The sequence below is a fragment of the Fulvivirga sp. genome (assembly GCF_040220315.1).
Lineage (GTDB): Bacteria > Bacteroidota > Bacteroidia > Cytophagales > Cyclobacteriaceae > Fulvivirga.
In genome coordinates, this window is record NZ_JAVJUY010000095.1 from 1 (window position 1) to 3,425 (window position 3,425).

The 3,425-nt window shown below is 38.7% G+C and carries 4 protein-coding genes; all 4 read right to left on the minus strand.

Features of this window, described 5'->3' with window-relative positions; genetic code table 11:
- A partial coding sequence (locus RLO81_RS04280) for a hypothetical protein (RefSeq protein WP_350107725.1) occupies positions 1-591 on the minus strand: 591 nt, incomplete at its 3' end.
- Between the two features lie 21 nt (positions 592-612).
- Complete coding sequence (locus RLO81_RS04285) at positions 613-1,566, minus strand: phospholipase D-like domain-containing protein (protein WP_350107728.1); 954 nt, start codon at positions 1,564-1,566, stop codon at positions 613-615.
- 3 nt (positions 1,567-1,569) lie between these two features.
- The gene (locus RLO81_RS04290; protein WP_350107731.1) at positions 1,570-3,210 is read right to left on the minus strand and encodes a DEAD/DEAH box helicase; all 1,641 of its coding nucleotides are present in this window, start codon (positions 3,208-3,210) and stop codon (positions 1,570-1,572) included.
- Between the two features lies 1 nt (position 3,211).
- Positions 3,212-3,425, minus strand: a 214-nt coding sequence (locus RLO81_RS04295; RefSeq protein WP_350107734.1) for a hypothetical protein, incomplete at its 5' end; no start/stop codon positions are given.

A 3,425-nucleotide genomic window follows, 5' to 3' on the forward strand; every position in this document is an offset into this window, starting at 1 on the left:
TATTCCCCCAATCCCTTGAACAATCACCATGCTATTAAATTCCATTGCTTCTGTGAGGTCTAGAAGTTCTTCCATCCGACCTACAAAAAAATAGTTTGGTTTTGGGGGAGCAAAGGATCTTCGGTATCCCTCATCCTCCTGTAAGAGTCTTTGTTTTAAGGTACCGATAAGTTGTCGCTTCGTTTCTTTTAATACTTCTTTTGGTACTACCGCATTGTCTGCTTTGGTATGAACCTCGCTACAGATTCGAATAAGGTTATGATGATGGTGGTTTAGGCAATCAGCGTAATCAATTATATGTGCGTCTTGTAGTGGATAACCTTTACCAGTGATTGGACACTTCCCTTGTATTTCGGTTTTAAGGTAATCTTTAATATAAGTTGGAATGGGAGGTCTTTTTTCCCCAGGCTCTGCCCATGGTTCTTTTAAAAAACTATCAAAAGCATCTAATTCTGTCTCTTCAAAATAATTCTTTCCATCCTTTATTATCGTATTTAAAGTTCGACCATCTCCTTTGGGCTCATTGCGAATATAGGCGTACAACAACTCTTTTGTGATTCCGAGATGAATTGCCGCTTGTGTCTCATTCATTAAAGCTCCCATTGCATAGTCTTAGTTAGCCTTAAAAATTATCTGTGAATGCCCCGGTCTTTCCCATCTAAAGTTTGAATCAAAATAACATATCCAATCATATAAGGAATTAACAAGCTGTTGCTCTTTTAACTCCCAACTCTTTGGTGTTGGAACAGTAGTCGTGTTATTCTGAATCCATCTGACCACTCCACCATAGTTTAACGACTGGGAGGGTTGACCTTCTATATGCATCTTCAGTGTACGAATGAAAGGATGCTGGTTGAATGAAACTCGAAGTTGATCTAAGACATGATCCCGGCTCTGGTTCATTGAAATTGCATACAAAGCCAAATCATGGGCGGCACAATTAAGTTCCTCATTAGAGTATTCCTTTTTTCCGGAATAGATTTCGAGAAGAGTGTCCACTGTGGATGTCATGGGAAGGGCAGAAATCAGAAACGGGTCCTGGAATTGACCAATAACTGGCGAACTAAAATCGCTGGTCGAATCTGATTTTTCTATTTGGACCAATTCCCTTTTAAGGGCTTCTACCAATTCCTTAGTAACTAAAATACTTTCCATTAGGATTTGATGGAAGTACACCTTGGACTTAAGGTCTACTTCTTCCATAACAGTTCCCAATTCATAATTAAATTGAGCAATCTCATTTGTAGCCAAAGCTTTTGTACTAATATTTGCTGAGCTTATATAGCAACTGTTTTGGCCGAGAAAGGCTTTTAGATGGAGTCTTGGGTTTCGATAAAGCGTTATCCCAAACTTCTTACAGGTGTCAAATACTTCCAAATCAGAAGCTCCTGAAATGATATCCAAGGGTAACCACCGAACGACGATTTGGGTACAATTTTTATTCTCGTGCAATAGCTCGGCTAACTTGTCATTTTTGATATAGGGCACGAAAATGATATAACCATCATTAGCTGACAGGTATGATTTCAGGCTATCAAGAAGATCGATTCCATTTTTGAAGAGCATGATTTAATTCTCAAAGTATTCATCGAAGTAATCAAAAATATCATCTTCATCAGGTAAACCAGTTATGTTGTCTCTTACCGTAATGATCTTACACTTTTCGGTTCCGCCAATAGCTGGGCCTCTTAGCCCTCTTCCAATCATTTGGCTATACAAGACGATAGACCTGGTTGGTCTTGCTATAAACACAACATCAGTTTTCGGTGCGTCAAATCCCGTTGATAATACGCCGAAATTGCAAATAATTTGAATCTTCCCATTTTTAAAATCATCGATCAATTTTTGCCTCATAGGCATTACCGTCCCGCCATCAACGTGAGCGGCTTTATAGCCCATGTAAACGAGTAGAGAGCAAATGAACTTTGATTGTTCGAGGCTACAGGCGAAGAAAATGATTTGAGGTTTACCTTGTGTGTATTCTTTGTCAATCCTTTTTATGATTTCAAGGTTTCTTACATCGTCACTTCCAATTGTCTTGAGCAGACCATCAGGGAAATCGTAAAACGTTTCTAGGTGCTTTTTTTGCTTATCATCAAGCTCATAATTGATATTCGTAACCAATGGGTCAAAAACTGCTTTCGACAATACCTTTCTTTCTCGCAAATACTGAATGACAGATTTATTGTCAGGCGAGCTAATGGTAATGATCTTGTTTAGAAAGAAGTCCGAGAGCCGCTTATTTTCTTCAAGATCATCAATGTGTCTACCAGGAGTTGCGGTAAGTCCAATCACCCTTGTATTTTCACCCATTAATGCACGTGTAACTTCAAGATATGTGGGAGCAAGTACCTTATGAGCTTCATCTATAACCAAAAGATCAATCCTTTTTCTTAAGTGATCGAATGGCACTTGATTTCTTCTAAGCAGAGAATGGAGCTTTTGGAACCCACCAACCATGAATGCCGATTCTGGAAAGGTGAATGAAAGTTTCCCTTTGTCCCACACCCTGAACAATTTTACAGTTTTGTTACCAATGTGCTCCCAAACTTCTTTGAAACACTGGACTGCCTGTTCACATAGTTCTTCAGAGTGTGCCAGCCAAAAAACAATACTCCCTTCAGGCTTTTTACAAAGAACGTCGGCTATTATTTCCATGGATGTTCTCGTCTTTCCTGAACCGGTAGGCATTTGAATAATAAACCTGGAATTGAGAATGTTAATGAGCTCTATACTCTCTTGAAAAATTCCTGTCTGATAACCTTTCAGAGTTTTGAATGGGGCCTGTGGTGGTGGACAATCTTCCTCAGCAATAAAAGGCTCCTGTTTTACAGGCAAAAATGATTCTGGCAATCCAGCAACTGTTAGGAATTTGGAACAAAAATCAAAATCATTCCAGCCTTGGCTTACCAAAGCATCTACTTTCTGTTCGAAAGTTATGTTTTGAACTGAGTTGTTTGTGGCGAGGCAAATTTGATCGACTATTTCTTCTGGAGTTGTAAAGAGCAATTCGCTAACGAATTCCTTGTTTTTAAAGAGTGAAGAATTAGAAAAAGAAGAAAAAATCTTCACCAAAGTATCCTTCCGATAAATCTCATTAGGATCTGTTGCTTCACCTTTAATAACCGGAATAATTCGTTCCAGTCTGTCTAAAACAGATGTACCTATAAGTTGCTGGAGCTTTGGCTTAGTTAGGTGCTGGAAAATCATTTCAGTAATTTTCAGATTTCCATGTCTCCAAATAGCTCTTAAGGTATTGGCCCCAGTTGATTTTTAGGTCTTCAAAGAATCGCTCGGCTTTAAACTCTCTATCCTTATCAAACATCGATTCAGATTTGGCATATCCTATTATAAGGAGATCAATCAGGCTCTTTAGCTTCATAGCTAAAGTTTGATCTTCATCTGATAATTGCAATTGCTCAACA

Excerpts from the sequence above, each read along its gene's own strand:
- RLO81_RS04290 (WP_350107731.1), bottom strand. The coding sequence starts at position 3,210 with ATGATTTTCCAGCACCTAACTAAGCCAAAGCTCCAGCAACTTATAGGT.
- RLO81_RS04285 (WP_350107728.1), bottom strand. The coding sequence starts at position 1,566 with ATGCTCTTCAAAAATGGAATCGATCTTCTTGATAGCCTGAAATCATAC.